23 protein-coding genes and 2 pseudogenes are annotated in these 20,839 nt (G+C 44.1%); 12 read left to right on the forward strand and 13 right to left on the reverse strand.

Annotation, left to right across the window (positions count from 1 at the left end; translation table 11 throughout):
- Positions 1-18: 18 nt before the first annotated feature.
- Positions 19-1,401: a chromosomal replication initiator protein DnaA gene (gene dnaA, locus ACS72_RS00755; protein ID WP_004897458.1), complete on the reverse strand. Its 1,383-nt coding sequence runs from the start codon at positions 1,399-1,401 to the stop codon at positions 19-21.
- A gap of 661 nt (positions 1,402-2,062) precedes the next feature.
- On the opposite strand from dnaA, the gene rpmH reads away from it, so the two are divergent.
- The 5 genes from rpmH (at position 2,063) to mnmE (ending at position 6,170) form a co-directional block, all read left to right on the forward strand.
- Entirely contained in the window at positions 2,063-2,197 is a 135-nt protein-coding gene (gene rpmH / locus ACS72_RS00760) for a 50S ribosomal protein L34 (RefSeq protein WP_000831329.1), read from the forward strand.
- A gap of 29 nt (positions 2,198-2,226) precedes the next feature.
- Positions 2,227-2,619 (forward strand): ribonuclease P protein component, encoded by a 393-nt coding sequence (gene rnpA, locus ACS72_RS00765; RefSeq protein WP_004814013.1) that lies wholly within the window; start codon positions 2,227-2,229, stop codon positions 2,617-2,619.
- 9 nt (positions 2,620-2,628) lie between these two features.
- A complete protein-coding gene (gene yidD / locus ACS72_RS00770; protein WP_004814012.1) occupies positions 2,629-2,949 on the forward strand; it encodes a membrane protein insertion efficiency factor YidD in 321 nt (106 codons plus the stop codon).
- Between the two features lie 5 nt (positions 2,950-2,954).
- Positions 2,955-4,718: a membrane protein insertase YidC gene (gene yidC / locus ACS72_RS00775; RefSeq protein WP_048880943.1), complete on the forward strand. Its 1,764-nt coding sequence runs from the start codon at positions 2,955-2,957 to the stop codon at positions 4,716-4,718.
- Positions 4,719-4,811: 93 nt separating this feature from the next.
- The gene (mnmE, locus tag ACS72_RS00780; RefSeq protein WP_048880956.1) at positions 4,812-6,170 is read left to right on the forward strand and encodes a tRNA uridine-5-carboxymethylaminomethyl(34) synthesis GTPase MnmE; all 1,359 of its coding nucleotides are present in this window, start codon (positions 4,812-4,814) and stop codon (positions 6,168-6,170) included.
- Between the two features lie 43 nt (positions 6,171-6,213).
- Here the strand turns inward: mnmE and ACS72_RS00785 are convergent, their stop codons facing one another.
- Together ACS72_RS00785 and ACS72_RS00790 are read right to left on the reverse strand one after the other, a co-directional pair.
- Positions 6,214-7,359, reverse strand: coding sequence for an MFS transporter (locus ACS72_RS00785; RefSeq protein ID WP_048880944.1), 1,146 nt, complete (start codon positions 7,357-7,359; stop codon positions 6,214-6,216).
- Positions 7,360-7,535: 176 nt separating this feature from the next.
- Entirely contained in the window at positions 7,536-7,802 is a 267-nt protein-coding gene (locus ACS72_RS00790; RefSeq protein ID WP_004813991.1) for a metal/formaldehyde-sensitive transcriptional repressor, read from the reverse strand.
- 56 nt (positions 7,803-7,858) lie between these two features.
- Here ACS72_RS00790 and dmeF point away from each other — a divergent pair, with 56 nt between their 5' ends.
- The gene (gene dmeF / locus ACS72_RS00795) at positions 7,859-8,806 is read left to right on the forward strand and encodes a CDF family Co(II)/Ni(II) efflux transporter DmeF (protein ID WP_048880945.1); all 948 of its coding nucleotides are present in this window, start codon (positions 7,859-7,861) and stop codon (positions 8,804-8,806) included.
- A 123-nt stretch (positions 8,807-8,929) separates the two neighbouring features.
- Positions 8,930-9,631 (forward strand): DsbC family protein, encoded by a 702-nt coding sequence (locus ACS72_RS00800; protein WP_048880946.1) that lies wholly within the window; start codon positions 8,930-8,932, stop codon positions 9,629-9,631.
- A 135-nt stretch (positions 9,632-9,766) separates the two neighbouring features.
- Here ACS72_RS00800 and ACS72_RS00805 read toward each other — a convergent pair whose 3' ends face one another.
- The 5 genes from ACS72_RS00805 to ACS72_RS00825 form a co-directional block, all read right to left on the reverse strand.
- Positions 9,767-10,024 carry a GlsB/YeaQ/YmgE family stress response membrane protein gene (locus tag ACS72_RS00805; RefSeq protein ID WP_004813984.1) on the reverse strand — a complete coding sequence of 86 codons (258 nt, stop codon included), beginning with the start codon at positions 10,022-10,024 and terminating at the stop codon, positions 9,767-9,769.
- A gap of 170 nt (positions 10,025-10,194) precedes the next feature.
- Positions 10,195-10,722, reverse strand: a complete 528-nt coding sequence (gene hpt / locus ACS72_RS00810; protein ID WP_048880947.1) for a hypoxanthine phosphoribosyltransferase — start codon at positions 10,720-10,722, stop codon at positions 10,195-10,197.
- Between the two features lie 218 nt (positions 10,723-10,940).
- Positions 10,941-12,275, reverse strand: a complete 1,335-nt coding sequence (gene guaD / locus ACS72_RS00815; protein ID WP_048880948.1) for a guanine deaminase — start codon at positions 12,273-12,275, stop codon at positions 10,941-10,943.
- 199 nt (positions 12,276-12,474) lie between these two features.
- Positions 12,475-13,440, reverse strand: a complete 966-nt coding sequence (locus ACS72_RS00820; RefSeq protein ID WP_048880949.1) for a TerC family protein — start codon at positions 13,438-13,440, stop codon at positions 12,475-12,477.
- 331 nt (positions 13,441-13,771) lie between these two features.
- Positions 13,772-14,956 carry a sugar transporter gene (locus ACS72_RS00825; RefSeq protein WP_048880950.1) on the reverse strand — a complete coding sequence of 395 codons (1,185 nt, stop codon included), beginning with the start codon at positions 14,954-14,956 and terminating at the stop codon, positions 13,772-13,774.
- Between the two features lie 154 nt (positions 14,957-15,110).
- On the opposite strand from ACS72_RS00825, the gene ACS72_RS00830 reads away from it, so the two are divergent.
- Together ACS72_RS00830 and ACS72_RS00835 are read left to right on the forward strand one after the other, a co-directional pair.
- Entirely contained in the window at positions 15,111-15,392 is a 282-nt protein-coding gene (locus ACS72_RS00830) for a GNAT family N-acetyltransferase (RefSeq protein ID WP_004813975.1), read from the forward strand.
- A gap of 106 nt (positions 15,393-15,498) precedes the next feature.
- Positions 15,499-15,792: a GNAT family N-acetyltransferase gene (locus tag ACS72_RS00835; RefSeq protein ID WP_008306938.1), complete on the forward strand. Its 294-nt coding sequence runs from the start codon at positions 15,499-15,501 to the stop codon at positions 15,790-15,792.
- On the opposite strand, the gene ACS72_RS17195 is transcribed toward ACS72_RS00835, so the two are convergent.
- Positions 15,746-16,129 (reverse strand): hypothetical protein, encoded by a 384-nt coding sequence (locus ACS72_RS17195; protein WP_005220468.1) that lies wholly within the window; start codon positions 16,127-16,129, stop codon positions 15,746-15,748. The two genes, ACS72_RS00835 and ACS72_RS17195, sit on opposite strands and share 47 nt — an antisense overlap.
- A gap of 190 nt (positions 16,130-16,319) precedes the next feature.
- On the opposite strand from ACS72_RS17195, the gene ACS72_RS00840 reads away from it, so the two are divergent.
- A complete protein-coding gene (locus tag ACS72_RS00840) occupies positions 16,320-16,790 on the forward strand; it encodes a BLUF domain-containing protein (RefSeq protein WP_048880951.1) in 471 nt (156 codons plus the stop codon).
- Positions 16,791-16,852: 62 nt separating this feature from the next.
- Here the strand turns inward: ACS72_RS00840 and ACS72_RS00845 are convergent, their stop codons facing one another.
- From ACS72_RS00845 to ACS72_RS17880, 4 genes and pseudogenes are all read right to left on the reverse strand, one after another.
- Positions 16,853-17,563, reverse strand: coding sequence for a zinc-binding dehydrogenase (locus tag ACS72_RS00845; protein WP_368677443.1), 711 nt, complete (start codon positions 17,561-17,563; stop codon positions 16,853-16,855).
- A pseudogene (locus ACS72_RS18575) lies at positions 17,564-17,939 on the reverse strand (alcohol dehydrogenase catalytic domain-containing protein); the annotation flags it as partial.
- A gap of 244 nt (positions 17,940-18,183) precedes the next feature.
- Entirely contained in the window at positions 18,184-19,545 is a 1,362-nt protein-coding gene (mpl, locus tag ACS72_RS00850; protein ID WP_048880952.1) for a UDP-N-acetylmuramate:L-alanyl-gamma-D-glutamyl-meso-diaminopimelate ligase, read from the reverse strand.
- 51 nt (positions 19,546-19,596) lie between these two features.
- A complete protein-coding gene (locus ACS72_RS17880) occupies positions 19,597-19,770 on the reverse strand; it encodes a hypothetical protein (RefSeq protein WP_155858004.1) in 174 nt (57 codons plus the stop codon).
- 5 nt (positions 19,771-19,775) lie between these two features.
- Between ACS72_RS17880 and ACS72_RS00855 the strand changes: the two are divergent.
- Positions 19,776-20,117 (forward strand): annotated as a pseudogene (locus tag ACS72_RS00855) (DMT family protein).
- Positions 20,118-20,314: 197 nt separating this feature from the next.
- Positions 20,315-20,827, forward strand: coding sequence for a 5-(carboxyamino)imidazole ribonucleotide mutase (gene purE / locus ACS72_RS00860; RefSeq protein ID WP_004813961.1), 513 nt, complete (start codon positions 20,315-20,317; stop codon positions 20,825-20,827).
- Positions 20,828-20,839: the final 12 nt, after the last annotated feature.

Here is a 20,839-nt window from a genome sequence, read left to right on the forward strand (position 1 = left end):
GAATTTGAGCGTTTTGGCTTAGCTTTGCAGCAGGCGCTGCAGGTTTTTATAGTCCTCGTTGAAGATCGGATCTTCCTCACGCAGACTCAATACTTTTTCACAGGCGTGCATCACGGTACTGTGGTCACGACCACCAAATGCCATGCCAATTTCCGGGAAACTGTCTCCGGTCAATTCACGTGCCAGACCCATTGCAAGCTGACGCGGACGTGCATAAATACGGGTACGTTTCGGACCGACCAGTTCTTTCAGTGGAATACGGAAATATTCACTGACCACACGCTGAATATTTTCAGTACTGATGGTGCGGGCGCGAATCGCCAAAACATCTTTTAAGGATTCACGCACTACATCCAGATCAATCGGTGTGCCTTTAAAGCGGGAAATCGCCACCACTTTGTTTAGTGCACCTTCAAGCTCACGCACATTCGCAACCACTTGTTGTGCAATAAACAGTGCGCAGTTACGTGGCAGGTCAACTTCATTGCTTTCAGCTTTTTTAAGTAAAATTTCAATACGGGTTTCAATATCGGGCGGCTCAACCCCTACCGACAAGCCCCAGGAGAAACGTGAAACCAGACGAGGATCCAGCTCCGTCAGTTCTTTCGGATAACGATCCGAGGTCAGAATGATCTGTTTCGATTCGTCCAACAGTGCGTTAAAAGTATAGAAGAACTCAACCAGACTGGCCTCTTTACCCGCCAATAAATGAATATCATCGACCAGTAATAAATCCAGAGAACGACAGTTTTTCTTGAATTCTTCAACCTTGCCCTGCTGCAGCGAGCTGACAAAGTCCTGCACAAAGCTTTCTGCGGTCATATACATCACGCGGGCATTCGGCTTGGCTTGCAATAATGCATTCCCTACTGCCTGCATTAAGTGGGTTTTACCCAGACCGGTCGGGCCATACAAAAATAACGGGTTATGTTGAGATGCACCGAGCTGGGTCAAAACCTTACGGCAGGTTTCTGCGGCCATCTGATTCGAGCGGCCTTCCACAAATAGAGAAAAAGTGAATAAGGGATTTAGCTGACGCTTGCGGCTATTTTTAACTGATTCTTCTTTTTCTTTACGTGGGCGAGGCGCAGGCGTACTCACTGGCTGTGTTTCTAAAGCAGCCGTGGTGGTCGCTGGCTGTTCACTGGCAGATAAAATCGCACCAGGACGGGAATCCACCAGAATTTCGACTTTACGGATCCGGCCTTCAGATAACTGTTCCGCCAGAATCGAGATCAGCTCCAGATGATGTTCTTGAATGTAGCGCGTCCAGTAAGGGTTCGGTGCATAAAGACGAAGAGTATCGTCCAGTTCCTCTGCAACCAGTGGGCGTATCCACATTGTAAAGACATTTCCAGAGAGCTCTTGTCGCAAGCGATTTAAGCAGTCTGTCCAAAGCATGTGAATCCCCTATTCATTCCATTGTTTATTCAAAAGCCATTGCCGCACCTGAAAGCGGGTCGCCATTCTAACCAAGTTATCCACATCTGTCATGAAATATTCAGCATAAATCGTTCAAAAAAGCGCTTTTCATGCATAAATTTAAATTTAAAACCTGGTGTGGATAAGTTTATCCGCAAGCTGTGGATAAAATATAACATAAAGTTATCCACAAAGTATAAAAATTATAGAAACAGTTTTATCCACAATATAAGATTATGTTTATTAAAATCAAAAATGCATTTTCCACAGAAAAACAGTTCCCTAATAGTAATAAATTTAAATTTATAAATTTGAATTTATTTATAAGATCCAGACTTTCTGTGGATAACCAACACATGGTTTAAATTTAAATTCAAAACGAGAATCTAAATTTGAATTGTGTATAGTATTGTGGATAAATCTGTTGATATAGATGTTAATAACTAAAATATAATATTAAAACAATTATTTATATTGTGGTTAACTATTTTATTCACTCTTTGACTACACAATTTGAAAAGTATCAGACAAGCCAATTCCTAGACTAATTTGAAAAGAAATATGCTTTTGCATTGACAGCTCAAGCAATGAGCACTAAAATCGCGGACCTTCATAGAAAGATCATTTTTGGAGTTTCGACATGAAACGTACATTCCAACCATCTGAATTAAAGCGTAAACGCGTTCATGGTTTCCGTGCTCGTATGGCTACTAAAGCTGGTCGTCAAGTTCTAGCTCGCCGTCGTGCAAAAGGTCGTCACAGCTTAACTGTTTAATCAGTTAGGCTTCGCCGACTTTGGGTGATATGACAACACTTTATGGTTTTGGCACAGAGTTACGATTACGCTGTGCTGCCGATTATAAAGGTGTCTTTGATGGTGCGCTTTTAAAAGTGCATCAACCCCATTTCTTATTTCTTGCAAAACCGTCCGAACTGCCAAATAGCCGTTTGGGTTTAGTTGTTGCCAAGAAAAAAGTGCGCCGTGCGCATGAACGAAATCGAGTAAAACGTCTTGCTCGCGAAAGTTTTCGCCTGCATCAACAGCAGCTCAGCGATCTGGATATTGTGGTGATGCCAAAAGCTGGTATTGATACAGTCCCGAATGCAGAATTGCACCAGCAACTACAATTTGCTTGGCAGAAACTCAACCGTCTTGCCAAAAAGCATATAAAAATAGCTCCCTCCCCACAAAAGTAGAGATGGCCAATGGTACGTTTACTGCATTGGTTGATCCGTTTCTATCAGATTGCGATTAGTCCTTTACTTGGACCACGCTGTCGTTATCTTCCAACATGTTCTCAATATTCCTTGGAAGCAGTCCATACACATGGAGCTGTGCGTGGTGTGTGGCTGGCTACTAAACGTATTTGCCGTTGTCATCCGTGGGGTGGCTCAGGATACGATCCTGTTCCTCCGAAAGCGATTCGTTTTATTTCATTTCAGCAAATAGATTCTCAAACGCTTCACGTTGCTGTACCCTTTCGTGATCGTTTATTGAACCAAAATCACTCTCACCACTTGGGGTAATACATATGCAACAATGGGCCAGGATTGCAATTCTCGGGGCTATGTTTGTTGTCGCATATTTGCTCATTTTGGCGTGGCAAAAAGATTATGGAAATGCGGAAGCTCAACCTCAGCAGGAAACTGCAGTTGTGTCGCAAGAAGTGTCAGCAGATTTGCCAAATGCTCAGACGGCTACCGCCGCTTCTGATGTGCCACAAGCAAATGTTCCAGCGCAGCAAGCCACGGATGCTACAGCACCTGTAAGTCAGCAGCTTATTTCAGTACAAACTGACCTTTATCATCTTTGGATTAATCCTAAAGGTGGTGATATTGTTCGTGTTGAATTACTCAATCATGACAAAAACAAAGACAGCGATGAACCTTTCGTCATGCTGGAAAGCGATGCGAAACGTACTTATGTCGCGCAGTCAGGTTTAATTGGTCTAAATGGACCGGACAGCAGCCGTAATGGCCGTCCAAGCTATGAGCTGGAAAAAACTGCTTATACCCTGGCAGATGCTAAGGCAGTCAAAAATAAAGATGGCGAGAATGTAAAAGTTCTGTCTGTGCCAATGGTATTCAAGACGGCAGATGGTGTAGAAATCATCAAAACCTTCAATTTTACTGAAGGTGAATATCCAGTTGTCGTGAACCACAAGGTTATCAACCGCAGTGGACAGGCTTGGCAAGGTCAAATGTTTGGCCAGATCAAGCGTGACAATTCTGAGGATCCAGGCAAATCTGATCAAGGTATCTTTACTTTAGGTACTTTCTTGGGTGGCGCTTGGGGTACCCCGGATGAGCATTACAACAAGTTGAAATTTGACAACTTTGTTGAAGAAAAACTCAGCACTGAAGCCAAAGGCGGCTGGGTTGCGATGGTGCAGCACTACTTTGTCAGTGCATGGGTACCAGGTAACCTGAAACTGACACAGGGCAATGGCGAGGCCTATACGGCGAAGCTGGAATCACGTAAGTCAACTGATAACATGAATATCATTGGCTTTACCTCTCCGACCTTCAATGTACCTGCCGGTACTGTGGCTGAAATTGATGCGACCTTCTATTCTGGTCCAAAAATCCAGTCAGAGCTCAAAGATCTGGCAACAGGTCTGAACCAGACTGTAGATTATGGCTGGTTATGGCCGATTGCCAAACTACTATTTGTTGGTCTGGAATTTTTCCATGGCCTGGTAGGTAACTGGGGCTGGGCGATCATTCTGTTGACTATTCTGGTAAAACTGATCCTGTGGCCATTGTCGTCGAAGAGTTACCGCTCTATGGCGAAAATGCGTGTGATTGCGCCAGAAATGCAGCGTATGAAAGAAGAGTTCGGTGAAGACCGTATGCGCTTCTCTCAAGAGATGATGGCACTGTACAAACGCGAGCAGGTAAATCCACTTGCCGGCTGTTTACCGCTCTTGCTGCAAATGCCAATCTTCCTGGCATTGTACTGGGTACTGATGGAATCTGTGGAACTGCGTCATGCACCATGGATGCTGTGGATTCAGGATTTATCTTCAATGGATCCTTGGTTCATCCTGCCATTGCTGATGGGTGCAACCATGTATATCCAGCAGTCGTTGAACCCACAACCGACTGATCCAATGCAGGCGAAAGTGTTCAAGATCATGCCAGTGATTTTTACAGTATTCTTACTGTTCTTCCCGGCTGGTCTGGTGCTGTACTGGATTGTCAACAACCTGATTACCATCCTGCAGCAAAGCTTGATCAACAAGTCTGTTGCCAAAGATCGTGCACAACGTGATGAGGCAAAGCCAGTCAACTAAGTTGAACTGACGGGCTGAATAAATCCGCTTAAGATGGTAATCTTAGGCGGATTTTTTTTGGCTGTACTTTTTGTTCTTCTGCAGGTGAATTTTATGCTCAACCCAACCACTACGATTGCTGCGATTGCGACACCACCGGGACGTGGCGGCGTTGGGGTGATTCGTCTGTCTGGTCCAAAATCTTATGAGATTGCTCAGGCCCTGACTCGCAAAGACCTGCCAAAAGCCCGATTTGCCGGTTTTCGCCAGTTTTATGATGCGGCAGGTGAAGTCATGGATGAAGGTTTAGCGATCTGCTTCCCGAATCCAAATTCTTTCACGGGCGAAGATGTGGTTGAACTGCAAGGCCATGGCGGTCCGGTCATCCAGAATGCTCTGCTGGCACGTTTGTTGGAACTTGGGGCAACAGCAGCCAAAGCAGGTGAATTCTCCATGCGTGCCTTTGAAAATGGCAAGCTGGATCTGGTCCAGGCTGAAGCCATTGCTGACCTGATTGATGCGACATCGCAAGCGGCTGCACGTTCGGCAGTACGTTCTCTGCAAGGCGCATTTTCGACCAAGGTGAATGCCGTACTTGAGCAGCTGATTCATTTGCGTCTGCATGTAGAAGCGGCAATTGATTTCCCGGAAGAAGAAATCGACTTTCTGGCAGATGGCAAGATTTTAAATCTGCTGGATGGCGTATCCAATGCAGTCACTCAAGTCCAGCAATCCGCACGTCAAGGTCAGTTGTTACGTGAAGGTTTGCAGGTGGTCATTGCCGGTAAACCCAATGCCGGTAAATCGTCCTTATTGAATGCTTTGGCCGGGATTGAACGCGCCATTGTGACCGATATTGCGGGTACGACACGTGACGTTTTGCATGAGAAAATTACCTTAAATGGTTTGCCAATTACCCTGACTGATACTGCCGGTCTGCGTGAAACGGGTGATATCGTGGAAAAAGAAGGGATTCGTCGTGCAATCAAGGAAATTGAACAGGCAGATCTGCTGTTGCTAGTCTATGACCTGAGTCAGGGTGATGATCCATTACAACTGGCACAGGAATATTTTGCTGAACATATTGAACCGAAACGCCTGATGCTGATTGGTAATAAAGCAGATTTGACCGGTGCCGAAGCTATCATCGATGATTTTCAGGGTTTCCGTCATATCACTGTCTCAGCCAAGCAGGAAACCGGTGTACAAGCGCTCATAGAGGCGATTACAGCGCATGCAGGCTTCCAGCCTGAAGAAGATACCTTTATTGCCCGTACTCGTCATTTAGACGCAATCAAGCGTACCCAGGTGTATCTGGCTGAAGCTCGTGAACAACTGGTAGTATATAACGCAGGTGAGTTAGTGGCAGAATCCTTGCGTCTGGCACAGAATGCTCTAGGTGAGATCACCGGTGACTTTAGTGCGGATGACCTGTTGGGCAAGATCTTTGGGTCGTTCTGTATTGGAAAATAATCTTCAAGATATATAAAAAGCCCTCCATAGAGGGTTTTTTATATCAGCCTTTTACACACAGTTTCTGATGTGATACCCAGAGAACTACACATAAAATACTAATCACCGCACAGAAGCTGATAACAGCAAAACCCAAGCCAAAATGATCGGCCAGATAACCCACTGCAATAATTGGCACAATTGTGCCTAAATAACCCACAAACAGATAGGTCGACATGACTGCGGCCCGATTCTGTAAGGTTGTGATCGCATGAATCACACCAAATGCGCCCATCAAGGCAAAACCATGTCCAATTCCAAACAGAATATCACTGACAAAAAATAAGATGCTCGTTTTGAGGAGCATACACAGTGCAAGACTTATCAGACTCGCAAACATAATGATCAAACCAATATTCAGACATTTCTTTGCAGCAACCGCTTTAGCAAAGAACTGCACCATGGCAGAAATCAGCAAAATGCAGGTGATGGCGGTACCACTGACTAGAGGCCCATGCCAAGGCAGAATATCCTGCAGAAAAGAGGGCGACAGTGAGGCAAATAAACTAAAGGCAGCAAAGGCACAAAATGCGGTCAAACCCACGATCATAAACAAAGCATGATATTGAGGCTCAGGACGCAGTAATTTCGGTGCAATACTAAAGGGCTGACGTTCAAATGCTGGCACTTTTAACCAGAACAAGCCAATAAAACACAGTACTGCCCCCCAAATAATAGGCAGATATGGAGTGATCAGTGGCATCTGAGAAAACTGCGCAATGATTCCGCCGACCAAAGGACCCAAACCAAAGCCAACCGCAGTCAGGATTGATACCAGTTGCGGCGCAAACTGCTTATGACTCTCTGGAATGGTTTGTATCATGCCAATCATGGCAGAAGTGGTCATGAGACCTGAGGCAATGCCGATAATGAAACGCCCCACTGATAAAATCACTGCATTGTCTGCAAAGACGGAAATGATTAAGCCTATATTGATAAATACCAAGCCGATTTGTAAGGTTCTTAAAAAACCAATACTGTTACTGGTTCGTCCCAGAAACAACAGAGTGCCTAGACAGCCAAACATGTAGGCGACAAAAATATAAGTAATCTGGCTTGGAGATAGATGCCAAACCTGTTGATAAATAGGGTAAAGCGGACTGGCCAGTGCCGTGCCGATAGTCCCCATAATCAATGTAAGGCTGACCATGGCGAATGGTCGCCATGTGGTATTTATTGTCATGCTGCTGCCATAGAAGTTCAACATCACGCTTCCAGAAAAATGATGTTGAATAAAAATTTGAATGGAAAGCAGTGTATCGGTTAGATGAAAAAGCGGTCAATTATCTTGCTGTAAACAAAACGAAAATATTCAGCAGAAAAAAATCAGCCATAACGCTTGAGCAATTTTAAAAATTCCTGAAGATCCTGTTCATTGACAGCTTCTGGATCTTTGATTACATGCTCTCTAAGGTGCTCCTCAATCAGTTCATTCATCAGACCATTCACCGCCCCCTTAATGGCAGCGACCTGTTGTAGCACATCAATACAGCTGGGTTCTTGCTGTGTCAGTGAGGCTTCCACCGCATGAATCTGACCTTTTAAACGCCGTACACGATTTAATATTTTTTTATCTTCATGCAAATGACTCACCCCAAGTCTCCAAAAATAAATATACTAAGGGGGAGTATATAAACAAGACCACTCGAATGCAAAACAATACCGCTCCACAGCACAACCATCAGTTTGATCAAGGCAATCCACTGGCACAGAAGAAAATACTGCTCGCCACAATCCTGACTGCCGTGATGATGGTATTTGAGATTATGGGTGGCTGGGTCTTTCAATCCATGGCCTTGCTGGCAGATGGCTGGCATATGAGTTCCCATGTCCTGGCCTTGGGACTTGCCTTTGCCGCCTACAAAGCAGCACGTCATTATGCCGATGATCCTCGTTTTAATATGGGGACCTGGCGCATTGAAATTCTGGCAGGTTATAGTAGTGCCATCATGCTATTGGTGATTGCGGGCTTTATGGCTTTCCATTCGATTGAACGCCTGTTTGCTCCGGTAGAGATTCACTATAGTGAAGCTATTCCTATTGCGATTTTAGGTTTATTTATTAATCTGGTCTGTGCCTGGTTGCTGCGTAATGGTGGACATGAACATGCTCATGGGCATCACTACGATCATGAGCATCATCCTAGCCATTCTGACCATCAGCATGACCTGAATCATCAGGCAGCATTTATGCATGTAGTAGCAGATGCCCTGACTTCAGTTTTTGCCATCATAGCCCTGCTTGCCGGTAAGTATTTTGGCTGGGATATTCTGGATGCTGTGCTCGGAATTGTTGGCTCGGTCCTGGTCGCACGCTGGTCTATTGGTTTATTGAAACAGACTGCCAAAACCCTGCTGGATGCCGATATGGATGCACCGGTGGTAGATGAAATCCGGGAAGTTATTGCGGAATTTGGTCCTTTAGTAAAACTGTCTGACCTGCATGTTTCCCGCGTTGGGAAAGGCAAGTTTGCCTGTTTTGTGGCGCTGGAGACTGCGCTAGATCTAAGTCCTGATCAGGTACGCGACGCTATTTCTATTCATGAAGAAATCGTGCATATTTCTGTAGAGATTAATCCGGTTACTTCTATTTCATAAGTAGTTTATGTTCCACGTGAAACATTAAAAATACTAAAACATGACAGTACATAAATCATCTGATTTTTCTGCATAAAACGCATAGAATCAGCACTACTTTACTCTGACATGAGCAGGAGATTCATGCTGAAACCTATCCTACTGCTGGCCATGACGGTATTGGCTACGAGCCTTAGCTTTGCCGATATCAATACAGTCAAAGCTAACCTGGCCAAACATAGCCCAGACCTGAAGATTGAAAATCTTCAGACTACTGAAATGAAAGGGATCTATAGTGGTTCTATGGATGGACAAGTGGTTTACCTGAACGAGGATGCCAAGCATCTCATCGGTGGGTCTATGATTCGCCTTGCCGATAAGCAAAATCTTACCCGGGATCTGGTGCTGAAACAGAACAGTATCGACTGGAAAAAGCTGCCTTTACAGGATGCATTGAAAACAGTAAGAGGCACTGGCAAGCGTCAGCTGGCGATTTTTTCTGACCCCAATTGCCCCTATTGCAAACAGCTTGAACTAGAACTTAAAAAGCTCAATGACGTAACTATTTACACTTTTGTTCTGCCACTGAAAGCGCAATCTATAGCTCCTTCACGACAGATTTATTGTGAAAAAAATCCGGCTCAAGCCTGGGATGATCTGATTAGTAAAGGTATTCAGCCTAAATCTGGCAAACGCTGCGCCAATCCGGTAGAACGCAACTTGGCCTTGGCTAAATCCCTAAATATTCAGGGTACCCCAGCAATTATTTTCTCGAATGGTTTTAAAGTCATGGGTGCCTATCCAGCTGAACAGATTGAAAAGATTCTGATAGAACTTGGTCTTTAATCTTAACTTTCGCTTGGTCATCTGAAGTATATCGAGAGCAGAAGCTTTGAATTGAATCTTTAAAAACCCAGCAATAAAAAAGCACCCGACAGGGTGCTTTTTTCAATGCAAAACAGAAATTATTCAATTAAATATTTAGACAGTTCTGCGTTTGGTGACCATGTTGTAGATAAACAGAATGATAATGGCACCAATCACCGAAGCAATAAAGCCTGCTGCTGAACCTTCCTCATAAAGACCTAGCATCCGACCGCCATAGGTCGCAAGTAATGAACCGGCAATCCCCAGTAGGGTTGTCATAATAAAGCCTGCCTTGTCATCTCCAGGATGGATTGCACGCGCAATTAAACCTGCGATAAAACCAATAACAATTGCAACTATAAGTGACCACATATGTATGCTCCTTTCTTATCATGTCTTTGTTTTTAAGTCATGTTCAGAAATCATCATCGGATAAGTCAAGTCTTCAATCTAGCGAAGTCCTGAAACGGAATGTTAGCTTTTTGTTCATGTGAAGCAGACATAAAAAAAGTGGCTGTCGCCACTTTTGAAAGTTGGATCTCTTAAAGACCAATTTCACCAATAAAAGGCAAATGGCGATACTTCTGGTCATAGTCCAGACCGTAACCGACAATAAACTTGTCTTCAACTTCAAAGCCAAGGAACTGCACATCCAGATTAATTTCACGGCGTGAAGGTTTGCTGACCAAGGTACAGAGCTGAATCGAGTTTGGGTTACGGGTGTGCAGAATTTCCAGAACTTTGCTCAGGGTGTTGCCGGAATCGATGATGTCTTCTACCACCAGTACATCTTTACCACGGATTTCGCCATCTAGATCTTTCAGGATTTTTACATCACGTGACGATACCGTGCCACCGCCATAACTGGATACCGTCATGAAATCCAATTCATGTGGTTTTGAAATTACACGACATAAATCGGCCATAAAAATCACTGAACCGCGTAACAAACCGATGAGCACAAGTTCTTTGTCACTATTGGCATAGTGTGCATCGATTTGAGCACCAAGCTCTTTGACTTTAGCTTGAATTTCTTCAGCGGAAATCATTACGCTCATTTGAACGGTCATGGGTAGATACCTAAAAAGTAAAAATAGCAAAATAAAAAAGGTGTTGACCTGCAACACCTGATATATCAGCAATTTTAATACATTCAGCAGGCAGATGCACCTGTTTTGCCCTGTGTTAATGTAATCATTTTTTCGGCAATTGTGAATCGCGCTGGAGTAAAAAAGCGCAGCCAATGGCTATTGCTGATAGCATGAACCATATGCGACGGCGTGATTTTTCAGGCTTTTTCCTGAGCTGTTGTTTTGGCATAAACCGCTTCTCCAGAAACATAAGTCACTGCAATATTACGGTCATCACCCAGCATAATCAGTGCAAAAAATGCATCTTCAATATTTTTGGCTTTGCTTTGACGCAGCTGTTGTAACGCCGTCGCATTCAGATCTAATACAACAAAGTCGGCTTCTTTACCGATATTAAAGTTACCGAGTTGATCCTCCAGACTCAAGGCTTTGGCTCCACCCAGTGTCGCATGATATAGCGATTCAAAGGCAGACAGTTTATCGCCTTGCAATTGCTGCACCTTATAGGCTTCATTCAGGGTTTGCAGCTGATTAAATGAGGTCCCTGCCCCGATATCGGTGCCCAGTCCCACTTTAACACCTTTGTCCCAGGCCTTTTTCAAAGGGAATAAGCCACTGCCCAGGAACAGATTTGAGGTCGGACAGAAGGCAATAGCCGAGTCGGTCTGATGCATGCAATCCCACTCCTGCTCTTCCAGATGTACACAATGAGCAAATACCGATTTAGAACCGGTCAGACCATAGTGATGGTAAACATCTAAATAACTTTGATGTTCCGGGAACAATTCCTTGACCCAGGCAATCTCATTCTTGTTTTCACTTAAATGAGTATGCACATACACATCCGGATATTCCGCTTTAAGTTGTCCTGCTTTTTCTAGCTGTTCAGCTGTTGAAGTTGGAGCAAAGCGTGGCGTGATCGCATACAGGTTACGGCCCTTGCCATGCCACTTTTCAATCAACTTTTTAGAATCGGTATACGCTGTTTCTGCGGTGTCCGTCAGTGCTTCCGGTGCATGACGGTCCATTAGCACTTTACCCGCAATCAGACGCATATTACGCGTCGTCGCTGCATTAAATAAAGCATTGACTGATTCAGGATGGACGGTACAAAAGACCAATGCGGTCGTGGTGCCGTTTTTAAGTAATTCTTCTACAAAAAATTCGGCAATTTTTTCTGAATAAGCTGGATCCTGGAACTGGATTTCAGTCGGAAAAGTATAGGTATTTAACCATTCTAGAAGTTGTTCACCATAAGCACCGACCATTTCGGTTTGCGGGAAATGGATATGGGTATCAATAAAACCTGGCACGATCAGCTGCTCAGGATAATGAGCTACCTGCACTCCTTCAGGCAGATGCTGCTGCCCCTCTTCCCAGCTGCCAAACCATTGAATCTCACCATTCTGGCTGATGAGCAAGCCATCTTCTACATATCGCACTTGGTCGTGAATTTCACGCGCTTGGGCAACCGTATTCTTGATATCCAGGAAGCGACCGCGTATTGCCGTCGTTGCAATGATAGAAGACATTTAAAACCTGCGCTTTTTGATTTTTTCGATTGATTGTAGCTGAAAAAATTAGCATGTTTATATGAACATTCATATTTAACCATACGTATTTTTTATGAGATCAAATAATCACGCGTAATTTCAACAGAGCGTGCGTGTGCAGCCAAGCTTGTAGACAAATAAAAAAGCCTGCTGATGCAGGCTTTTTTGATGCTTAATCTTACAGCGTAGTTTCGTTATATTTCTTGCTATGACGAATCGACAAGATCGCAGTTACCGTCAAGACAATCACAATAAAGCTCAGTGAAATCCAGATCGGCATATGGAATACATCCAGCATCAGCATCTTAAAGCCGATAAAGACCAGAATCAAACCTAGGCCATAAGGCAGATAATGCATTTTTGAGGCTGCACCTGAGAGCAGGAAGAACATTGCACGCAGGCCTAAAATTGCCATCAGGTTCGCAGTAAGCACAATGAAGGGGTCGGTGGTGACAGCAAAAATAGCCGGAATAGAATCGACTGCGAAGATGACATCAGAGGCTTCGACCAGAATCAGCACCAAGAATAACGGCGTTGCCCAAAGCAAACCATTTTGACGGACAAAGAATTTATCGCCCTGAAGTTGCGGGGTGATACGCATATGTTTACGTAGCCATTTCAGAATGGCCATATCTTCAATATTGCTGTCTTCTTCATGCTGACCACGCAGGAATTTGAAGCCGGTATACACCAGGAACGCACCGAAGACATACAGAATCCAGGAGAATTCCTGTACAAACCAGGCACCAATAAAAATAAAGATTGTTCTGAGCACAATCGCACCCAGTACACCATATAACAGCAATTTACGTTGTTGCGCTGGTGGAATGGCAAAGGCGGCAAAGATCATCAGCCAGACAAAGACATTATCAATTGCCAGGGATTTTTCCAGCAGATAACCGGCAAAGTATTCCATAACCTTGGTATTGGCAATTGCCGCACCTGCAGTCTGCTCCAGATACAGCCATAATCCACCACCAAATAAAGTCGCGACACTGACCCAGGCAATACTCCAGTAGGCAGCGGTACGGACTTTGACTTCCTGACCATGCTGATGTTTAAAGCCGACAAAATCGATCACCAGCATGACGGCGACAATTGCGAAAAAGACAAGATACAGCCAGAGCGTACCAATTGTTTCCATGTGAATTCTCCACATCGGACGACTGGCCATAAAAAAACCTTGACCAGCTGCCAGATGAAAAACATCTATAACAACATGATCAAGGTCTTGCCTACATCTTAGTGTTTCACTTTTTTATATCAAGTGTAACCTAAAGATGCTCAGATACCGACTTTTTGCAAAGTGTAATGACGATATTCTGACACGTTCAAAAACTGAAATTTCATTCTTAAACGTTTGGAGGAGGCTACTCCCCTTGTTCAAACTAAATTTTGTCTGAGCGATAGCTCAATATAAATTAAGCATGACAGATTTTAATTAGGGATACAATTTTATTTACAAAAATCATTCACTAAGCTTTAAGAAAATCAGGACGGCGTACCAGAAACACACTAAGCGCAAATCCAAAAAATGCCAATAATCCTCCCATCCAGCCGATACTGCCCAAGCCAATTTGCGCGGTCACGATCCCACCGAGTAATGCACCCCCACCAATCCCGACATTGTATAAACCTGAAAAGATTGCCATGGCCACATCGGTGGCATCTGAGGCGAGGTTTAAAGTCTTTGCCTGTAAAGCCAGACTAAAACCAATAATACTGACTCCCCACATAAGACTCAGGCTATTTAAGCCAAAAAGGCTCACTGACATTGGCAATAGCAAGAGCATCGATATACCCAGCCCTAAAGTGAAAAATGGAATCGTCAGTCGTGGAAACTGTGGTGCAAATTTACCAAACAAGTAGGAACCTAGGAAGCCTGCTCCGCCGTAGATCAGCAGCAATGTTGTGGTCTGTGCAGAACTGAAATGTGCCACATTCAACGCAAAAGGTTCGATATAACTATAGGCTGTGAACTGGGCGCTGATCACCAATACAGTCAGTGCAAAAAGTAGCATCAGGCTGGGCCGTTTGATCAAGCCTTTTAAACTGCTAAAGGAGCCTGAATTAATACTCGGTAAATGTGGCAAAGTTTTAACCAGAATAAAGCAGACTAACGTGGCAATCACCGCAATTAATCCAAAACTGTTACGCCAGCCATACGCTTCGCCAATCATCCGGCCAAAAGGAATTCCGAGTACCATTGCCATCGCAGTACCGGTAGATAGTAGGCCTAAGGCCTGAAATTCTTTTCCTTTCGGTGCTACACGTACTGCCAGTGACGCCGTGATTGACCAGAACAGTGCATGAGCAACTGCAATTCCGATCCGACTGATAACCAGGACAATGAAACTCCAGGCAAAATAAGACAGCACATGACTGGCAATAAAGACCATAAATAGCAGTGTAAGCAGGAAACGGCGTTCAATATTTCTAGTGAGCAGCATGATTGGTAAAGACAGTAATGCGACTACCCAGGCATAAATGGTCAGCATCAGCCCGACTTCTCTTGGAGTCATGGCAAAGCTCTTTCCTATATCGCTCAGTAGTGCTACTGGAATAAACTCGGTCGTATTAAAAATAAAAGCGGCACAGGCCAAGGCAATCACACAGATCCATTGGCGTGTAACAGAAAGGGGTTGAGCAGAAGCAGACATGAGGGAGGATCAATACAGGATCGGCACATTCTATGCTTTTGCCAGAAAATTTCACATGAGGCAGACTGTAATTTTACTCAGCGGAATTAAAAAAATTGCAACATTGTAAAGCTGAGGACTATGGCAGTCTGAGATAAAATCTTGAGGTAAACCTATGCAGATTGAACACCAGGAACAAGGAACTAAAGGTGAATGGTATGTGGCGCAGAAAGACCAGCGCCTGGCAGAGATGACATATTCCCGGGCAGGTGATGATAAGTTCATTATTGATCATACCTGGGTGGATGACAGCCTACGCGGACAGCGTGTTGGACAGCAGCTGGTCGAAGCTGCGGTCGGTTTTGCCAGAATGCATGCTCTGAAAATTATTCCACTCTGCCCTTTTGCCAAGTCGGTGTTTGACAAAAATGAAAGCATACGGGATGTACTTCAGTAGGACTTCATCTAACTCAAAGATGGGACTAAACATCTATAAGATGTTTAATGGATGAGGATATGACGATATAACAGGTTGATCCTGGATTAGTACAACAGGTAAGAAAATGAGCGACATCAAACATCAGGACTCAAAGCGCGGCGGTGTATTTTACATGGAAGACAATGGTCAGCGCGTAGCAGAAATTACTTATCAATGGCGTGAACCGGACACCATTGTCGCTGACCATACCTGGGTCTCACATGCACTGCGTGGTAAAGGTGTGGCCCGTAAAATGCTGGATATTCTGGTCGAATTTGCACGTCAGAAACAGCTGAAAATTATTCCACAATGCTCTTATGTGCATGTCATGTTTAAGCGTGATCGGAATTTACATGACGTAGCGACTTTAGCCTTTTAAACCACCCCGTTGGAATAAAAAGATTCAAATGGATAAAAGACGATAAGCCCTGTTTATGGGCTTGTGGCAATCTATAAAGCAGAGTGCCACTGAAGAGTCCTAATCCCATCCAGACAATCTGTTCATACTGTTGCAGCATGATCAAAATAACGATGATCAGGGAGATGCTGGTCTGAAAAAAGGCGCGATGATCCACACAAATCAATAGTGCCCAAGTTAATAGCATGCTGCTGATCAGCATGTTAATCTCACGTTGCAAGCCCCAGCTATGCAACACGATGACTAGCGCGAAACACAGACATAACAAGCTTAACGTGATGAAAAGATCTTTTAGCATGTTTCACCCTCATTAAAAGCATTATCATTCGAGTAATTATTTTTCAATGATGTCTCTTTAATTTTTAATAATTTAGCTACAAAATGCAAACTGAAAACAGTGTAAGAAATAGCTGATATTTGATTAAAAAATAACCTAAACCCAATATATTGACTATAAAATCAATACTTGAAATTTAAAGGAATCATTCATGCTACAACTCTGTTATGCCAGTACGCGCATCGAAACAGAACAAGATCTATTACAAGACCTGAGTGATATTTTAGCAATTGCACGAAAGTTCAATTATGAGCATCAGATCTATGGAGCACTGTATTATGCACAAGGAAAGTTTTTCCAGTGTTTGCAAGGTGAACCTGAGATTGTAGAGCAGCTTTTTCAAAGTATTTCGAAAGACCGTCGGCATCAGCAGGTGTATCGTTTCGCTGATACAACCGTGGAAGCGTCAAGCTTTGCTGAGTGGTCGATGAAATATGTACATAAGCATAGCGAGATTGCTTCGTTCTTTTCCAAGCTAGGTCATAGCACTTTTCAGCCGCATTATCTGAACCAGCAAGATCTGGATGGCTTGCTCGAGATCTTGTATCGTGTTGACGAAAATCATCAACAGCTGGTTTCACCTCAGGGTTATAAACAACGTGGTTATGTCCCCTATTTCTGATCTGGTGAATCCAGACTAAAAATAAAAAAGTCCGCATGGCGGACTTTTTTGTCTGATTTGCATTAGTTCATGTCAATCATCACTTTTAGGGCTTTTCCATCAGCCGCGTGTTTAAACACATTATAGGCCTTTTCAAACTCGTTAAATTTAAAGTGATGCGTGGCCAGTTTTTCTAGTGATATTTTGCCGGAACAGCAGGCCTTGAGCAGCATGCCAGTGGTATTGGCATTGACCAGACCGGTAGTAATGTTCAGGTTCTTAATCCACAGTTTGTTCAGTTCAAAATTCACTGCTTTACCATGTACGCCGACGTTGGCGATATGTCCACCCTCTTTCACAACATGTTGGCAAATATTCCAGGTCGGTTCCACCCCTACCGCCTCAATGGCACAGTCGACACCGCGTCCATCGGTAATTTCTAAAATCTTTTGAATGGCATCTTCTTTACCAGAGTTAACGGTATGAGTTGCACCTACTGTTTTGGCAAATTCCAGCCGGTTATCATCCATATCTACCATAATAATATTGGCTGGAGAATAAAATTGAGCAGTGAGCAAGGCACTCATCCCGATTGGTCCTGCACCTACGATCGCGATATTGTCACCCGATTTGACATCACCATATTGCACACCAATTTCATGTGAGGTTGGCAGGATATCGGACAGGAAGACGGCGACGTCTTCATTTAAGTCTTCAGGTAAATGGTAAAGAGAGGTGTCAGCAAAAGGTGTGCGGACATATTCGGCATGGGTACCATCAATCATATAACCCATAATCCAGCCACCTTCATTACGACAGTGTGCATACAGCTGTTTCTGGCAATTTTCACAGGTACCGCAGCGGCTGACGCAGGAAATAATGACCCGATCACCCTTTTTAAAAGTTTTTGACTGCTGAACCGACTTCTTCAATGATGCCAATGCCTTCATGACCGAGAATCCGGCCATTAAAGTCGCCGGTTTTTTCTTTTGCCACCTGTTCAATTTCCGGATTTTTACCTTTCCAGATGCCGAGGTCGGTCCCGCAGATCGTGACCTTAGTCAGTTTGATCACGGCATCATCGGGCTGCAAGATTTTCGGGATGGGACGTTCTTCAAAACGGATGTCATTGGCGCCATAGTAAACCATTGCTTTCATTGTATTTGACATGGCCACTATCCTTCTTAGTGATTATTGTAGAGGATTGGCAGTCATATTTAGCTATGACGACTGTCAGCTGAGAAACACGTAATGGCTTTAAGCTAGCAGAACTTTTAGGATTAGATCATTGGTAAAATAGTTAATTCCTTAAAAAATTAAGTATTTTTTAACATTAAAAAAGGATCGTAGACATGTGTCTACGATCCTTGAGAAATTTTATGGAATAAAGGCTACAAGTATTGATTTAGATAATTTACTGTAAGGCGCTAATCAGTTTCTGATGCAAGCCACCAAAACCGCCATTGGACATGATCACCACAGCATCGCCTTCGCCTGCTTCAGTAACAACAGTTTGAATGATCTCATCCAAAGTACGTGCTACCACAGCTTTATTTGGTGCAGCCTCAATCACAGGTTGCAGATCCCAATCCAGACCTTCTGGCTGATACCAGATCACTTCATCCGCCAGACGTGCTGAATAAGCCAAACCCTCTTTGTGACTGCCCATACGCATGGTATTGGAACGCGGTTCAATAATCGCCCAAAGCTTACGTTCACCCAGACGCTTGCGTGCGCCGTCGAGGGTAGTATCAATTGCAGTCGGATGATGGGCAAAATCATCATAGACTTCAATACCACGTACCGTACCGAGCAGCTCCATACGGCGTTTTACACCGCCAAAATTGGAGAGTGCTTCACAGGCAGTTTCAATGGATACACCGACATGCTCAGCCGCAGCAATAGTTGCCAGAGCATTGGCAACAGAGTGCTGACCCGTCATATTCCATTTGACTTCGCCTTTTACTACGCCATGCTGAAGCACTTTAAAATGTGAACCATCAGCAGACAACTGTTGTGCAGAGAGTTCAGCTTTTTCATTGGCATCCAGTGAAGTGCGAACTACCGGTGTCCAGCAGCCCTGCTTTAGTACTTCATCAATATTGGTTTCCATAATCGGTGCAATGATGCGACCTTCAGACGGAATAGTGCGTACCAGATGATGGAACTGTTTTTGAATTGCGGCCAGATCATCAAAGATATCGGCATGATCAAATTCCAGATTATTCAGAATCGCAGTCTTAGGATGGTAATGTACGAACTTGGAGCGCTTGTCGAAGAAAGCAGAATCGTATTCATCGGCTTCTACACAGAAGTATTTGCCGCCACCTAAACGTGCACTTTCAGAAAAGCCCAGTGGTACACCGCCAATCAGGAAGCCTGGCTCTAACCCTGCCTGGTCCAATACCCACGCCAGCATTGTCGTCGTCGTGGTTTTACCGTGCGTACCAGCTACCCCCAACACGTGTTTACCTTGCAGTACGTGATCTGCAAGAAATTGTGGACCTGAAATATAAGGCAGGCTTTCATTCAGCATGTATTCCACAGCATCAATACCACGCTTCATGGCATTGCCAACAATGACCAGATCAGGATGTGGTTGTAGGTGGCTACGGTCATAGCCCTGCATTAAAGTAATGCCTGCATTTTCCAGTTGGGTCGACATCGGTGGATACACGTTCTGGTCTGAACCTGTCACCTTATGTCCGAGGTCTCGCGCGAGTAAGGCCAGCGAGCCCATAAAGGTGCCACAAATGCCCAAGATATGCAGATGCATCTACTTCACTCCATTTTGTACTGACACATCACTTTGTTTTCTGTGCTGTTGTCATGATTTATTCGATTTACCGGCAACGATAGCAAGGCTTTGCGGGAAAAGATAGGCATTCTGGCGTGATTTTTTATGTGAAGAAACGATGCTAGATGTGATAAAAAACCAAGGTTCACGATTATCTTTTGCTGCAATAATCCGTAAAATATCCTGTAAATTTTCTACCGGCATCCACTATGTTCTGGCCCTTGCTCCTGCTTGTTTGTGCAAACTGCTTTATGACATTGGCCTAGTATGGTCATCTGAAATTTTTGCCACATGATGCCCCAATGTGGAAGATCATTTTATTTAGCTGGGTCATTGCTTTATTTGAATATAGCCTGATGATTCCTGCAACACGGCTGATGGCGCAACACGGACTCGCAGTCGGTCAGATGAAGATCACACAGGAAGTAGTGACGCTACTGGTCTTTGTGCCCTTTATGCTGTTTATGTTTAAACAGCCATTTAAACTGGATTATCTCTGGGCAGGATTATGCCTGTGTGGCTGTGTCTATTTCGTGTTCCGTAGCCCCTAATATCATTCAAGTGGTGTACTTCCCTATTTTTATTCCAGATTTTGAGATTTCATTAAAAAAATAAGAAAAATCGAGCCTTGCTTTGACCGTTAAATTTTATGAAGCTGAATTTTCAGTCTATAATACGCACTCCCATTAAAGCTTGGCTCTCTCGTCGAGATTTATCTTCTCTTACTTTAATCTCTGGAAACATTGCAATGAATGCGGCTGCTGCACAAGATGCTCCTCTAGTAGGTATTATCATGGGTTCTCAATCAGACTGGGCAACTCTCGAACACACTGCCAATATGCTTAAGCAGCTTGGTGTCCCATTTGAAGCCGAAGTCGTTTCTGCACACCGTACCCCTGACCGTCTGTTTGAATATGCAGAACAAGCACGTGATCGTGGCATCCAGGTGATTATTGCCGGTGCTGGTGGTGCAGCGCATTTACCAGGTATGTGTGCCGCAAAAACCGATCTGCCAGTATTGGGTGTGCCAGTAAAATCTTCTATCTTAAATGGTGTCGATTCATTGCTTTCAATTGTACAAATGCCAGCAGGTATTGCCGTGGGTACCTTGGCAATTGGGCCTGCAGGTGCGACCAATGCAGCCATTATGGCAGCACAAATTTTAGGTCTGACCCGTCCAGACATCGCGAAAAATGTTGCAGATTTCCGCGCTGCACAAACGGATAAAGTCGCTAGTAACAATATTCCAGGCCAAGCTTAATACGGGATCAAA

It is taken from the genome of Acinetobacter sp. VT 511, assembly GCF_001077515.1.
GTDB lineage: Bacteria > Pseudomonadota > Gammaproteobacteria > Pseudomonadales > Moraxellaceae > Acinetobacter > Acinetobacter schindleri.

Bases quoted from the DNA above. Each gene is read 5' to 3' on its own strand.
- dnaA (WP_004897458.1), bottom strand. From the start codon at position 1,401: ATGCTTTGGACAGACTGCTTAAATCGCTTGCGACAAGAGCTCTCTGGA.
- rpmH (WP_000831329.1), top strand. From the start codon at position 2,063: ATGAAACGTACATTCCAACCATCTGAATTAAAGCGTAAACGCGTTCAT.
- rnpA (WP_004814013.1), top strand. From the start codon at position 2,227: ATGACAACACTTTATGGTTTTGGCACAGAGTTACGATTACGCTGTGCT.
- yidD (WP_004814012.1), top strand. From the start codon at position 2,629: ATGGTACGTTTACTGCATTGGTTGATCCGTTTCTATCAGATTGCGATT.
- yidC (WP_048880943.1), top strand. From the start codon at position 2,955: ATGCAACAATGGGCCAGGATTGCAATTCTCGGGGCTATGTTTGTTGTC.
- mnmE (WP_048880956.1), top strand. From the start codon at position 4,812: ATGCTCAACCCAACCACTACGATTGCTGCGATTGCGACACCACCGGGA.
- ACS72_RS00785 (WP_048880944.1), bottom strand. From the start codon at position 7,359: ATGGTCAGCCTTACATTGATTATGGGGACTATCGGCACGGCACTGGCC.
- dmeF (WP_048880945.1), top strand. From the start codon at position 7,859: ATGCAAAACAATACCGCTCCACAGCACAACCATCAGTTTGATCAAGGC.
- ACS72_RS00800 (WP_048880946.1), top strand. From the start codon at position 8,930: ATGCTGAAACCTATCCTACTGCTGGCCATGACGGTATTGGCTACGAGC.
- ACS72_RS00805 (WP_004813984.1), bottom strand. From the start codon at position 10,024: ATGTGGTCACTTATAGTTGCAATTGTTATTGGTTTTATCGCAGGTTTA.
- hpt (WP_048880947.1), bottom strand. From the start codon at position 10,722: ATGACCGTTCAAATGAGCGTAATGATTTCCGCTGAAGAAATTCAAGCT.
- guaD (WP_048880948.1), bottom strand. From the start codon at position 12,275: ATGTCTTCTATCATTGCAACGACGGCAATACGCGGTCGCTTCCTGGAT.
- ACS72_RS00820 (WP_048880949.1), bottom strand. From the start codon at position 13,440: ATGGAAACAATTGGTACGCTCTGGCTGTATCTTGTCTTTTTCGCAATT.
- ACS72_RS00825 (WP_048880950.1), bottom strand. From the start codon at position 14,956: ATGTCTGCTTCTGCTCAACCCCTTTCTGTTACACGCCAATGGATCTGT.
- ACS72_RS00830 (WP_004813975.1), top strand. From the start codon at position 15,111: ATGCAGATTGAACACCAGGAACAAGGAACTAAAGGTGAATGGTATGTG.
- ACS72_RS00835 (WP_008306938.1), top strand. From the start codon at position 15,499: ATGAGCGACATCAAACATCAGGACTCAAAGCGCGGCGGTGTATTTTAC.
- ACS72_RS17195 (WP_005220468.1), bottom strand. From the start codon at position 16,129: ATGCTAAAAGATCTTTTCATCACGTTAAGCTTGTTATGTCTGTGTTTC.
- ACS72_RS00840 (WP_048880951.1), top strand. From the start codon at position 16,320: ATGCTACAACTCTGTTATGCCAGTACGCGCATCGAAACAGAACAAGAT.
- ACS72_RS00845 (WP_368677443.1), bottom strand. From the start codon at position 17,563: ATGGGTTATATGATTGATGGTACCCATGCCGAATATGTCCGCACACCT.
- mpl (WP_048880952.1), bottom strand. From the start codon at position 19,545: ATGCATCTGCATATCTTGGGCATTTGTGGCACCTTTATGGGCTCGCTG.
- ACS72_RS17880 (WP_155858004.1), bottom strand. From the start codon at position 19,770: ATGCCGGTAGAAAATTTACAGGATATTTTACGGATTATTGCAGCAAAA.
- purE (WP_004813961.1), top strand. From the start codon at position 20,315: ATGAATGCGGCTGCTGCACAAGATGCTCCTCTAGTAGGTATTATCATG.